Here is a 1,973-nt window from a genome sequence, read left to right as displayed (position 1 = left end):
TCCCGCAACTGCTCAGGGGTCAGCTGCGGCAGGGGAACCTGCTGTGTCGTTGTCTTCTCCGGGGTACCGGACGTACAGGCGCGCATGCCAACGGCCGCCGCGGCCAGAACGACTGCCGGGATCAACACCTTCACCAGGGCGTTGGATTTCAGGGTGGCCATCAGCGCTTACCTCCCTTCCCTTTTGTCGCAGGTGTCGTTACTGCGGGTTCAGCAATAAACGCCACCTCCGGCCGCCCCTGTATCACCAGGTAAAGCGTGGTGGTGTCTTCCGGCTGCCCGGCCGGTCCCAGCCAGCGGTGCTGGAACGTCGCCGCCACAAACCGTCCGGTAAGCGCCCGCGGGTCCGTCACCACCTTTCCGCTGCCGGTGTTACGCACCTTCAGTGCCACCACGCTGTACTCTCCCCGCCCCCAGGCGGCCAGCGGGCGGATATCAACGGGCTCAGACGGGTACAGCGTGGTGATATGCGACGGCAGGCGAAGCGGGAGGGGATGAACACCGGGCAGGGCTTCCACCGTACGCAGCGGGGCATACAGCGTCTGGGCCGCATAGCGGGTCAGCACCACCGGCAGCGGACCGTTCAGTTTCGGGGGCGGACGGGAGACCGGAGTTGTCGCCGGTTCACGTCTGCCACTGCCGCGCCCGGTGTCTGAAGCAACAGCATTGTTCCCGTCAGGTTGTCCGGCCCGGGTGGTGCTCTCCACTGTCCCGTGGTACACAATCTGTACCGGCTCCCGGACCGTTTTGCCGTCGGTGGCGCTGACGTCAATCAGCACCATCTCCCCGCTTTCCACGTCCTTCAGCACCAGACGGGTCGCCGGGAAAGCCGCGCGGGCATCGAGGTATACCGCCCCGCCGCTGCTCTGGATACGAAGCTTTCCTTCCAGCGACGCCGGAAATCCCACCTTCACGTTTTTGTCCACGAACACTATCCGCTCCTGGCCCACCGTCAGCGGTACCTGCAGCGGGATACGCTCCCACTTCATCAGCTCCACCGCGTGGCTGAACGGGCTGTACAGCGTGGCCGTCAGCAACAACATGACAAAACTGCGGCCGTGTTTCATTCGCGCCTCCCGGTGTTGTCCATCTCGCTCAGTCCCGACACCTGCAGTCGCTGCGGGGTGCCGGCATAACAGTCCAGCGCCAGTCCGAACGGGTTACGCTCCGGGTCGCCCTCCCACTTCACCACCCGCAGCGGATAGCGGGTCAGGGCACGCTTGACCAGCACCGCGTGATAGTATTCATCCGCCACCAGGTCCAGGTTTACCACCCAACTGTCGCGGCTGGTTTCCCGCACGCTGTTGCTGTTGTAGCCCTGCATCGGAATTTCATACACCATGCGTACCCGGTCACGCAGTTCATCGTGCGCGCGGCGCAGCTTCACATCCTTGTTGAGAAAATCCTGGCAGCCCGGCGTCAGGTACGGACTCATCTGCGCAATCCGCGCCGGATAGTCCGCGTCACCATTCTTCGGCCAGGCGTTGAGCTGCTGGAAGATGTAAAAACCGAAGCTGTAGACGGTAGGGTCAGGTACCTCCCACCACTTCTGCGTACTGCCGGAACGCAGGTCCGGTGGCACATGCACGGTCAGGTCGCGGGGGGCCAGCATCCAGCCAGCCATCGAGAACGCCGCGAGAATGCCCAATACCCCACAGGCAATGCGAAGTGTCAGAATATGGCTGTCGCGCTCGGACAGCGCGTTACGAAAGCGGCTCATCAGCGACGTCTCCCGGTGCGCCGGATTTCCCGGCAGGGGCAGTCCGTAAAGAAACGGTACCCGCCGTAACGACAGCTGCCTTCCGTGCTGCCGGTCGCCCGGGCAAGCTGCAGCGTGACGTGCTGCCAGAGGTAGTTATCCGGCTTGTTACGCTTGTAACGCGTCAGCCAGTCGCCGCTGAACCAGGCCACCGGCAGGGGCATCAGGATGGCCAGCATGGGAAAGGCAATCCAGCCCGCGAACGGCACCACAAA

At 63.7% G+C, this 1,973-nt stretch carries 3 protein-coding genes; all 3 read right to left on the bottom strand.

Annotation, left to right across the window (positions count from 1 at the left end; all coding sequences use genetic code 11):
* Positions 1-160: 160 nt before the first annotated feature.
* Positions 161-1,042 carry a TIGR03749 family integrating conjugative element protein gene (locus BZK42_RS27730; RefSeq protein ID WP_249025192.1) on the bottom strand — a complete coding sequence of 294 codons (882 nt, stop codon included), beginning with the start codon at positions 1,040-1,042 and terminating at the stop codon, positions 161-163.
* A 20-nt stretch (positions 1,043-1,062) separates the two neighbouring features.
* A complete protein-coding gene (locus BZK42_RS27725; RefSeq protein WP_080861550.1) occupies positions 1,063-1,719 on the bottom strand; it encodes a PFL_4703 family integrating conjugative element protein in 657 nt (218 codons plus the stop codon).
* Positions 1,719-1,973, bottom strand: a 255-nt coding sequence (locus BZK42_RS27720) for a DUF3487 family protein (protein WP_143329777.1), incomplete at its 5' end; no start/stop codon positions are given. The genes BZK42_RS27720 and BZK42_RS27725, both read right to left, overlap by 1 nt.

Source organism: Citrobacter braakii, assembly GCF_002075345.1.
Taxonomy (GTDB): domain Bacteria; phylum Pseudomonadota; class Gammaproteobacteria; order Enterobacterales; family Enterobacteriaceae; genus Citrobacter; species Citrobacter braakii.
Note: the sequence above shows the minus strand (reverse complement) of the source record. Positions and strands in the feature narration are given on the sequence as shown.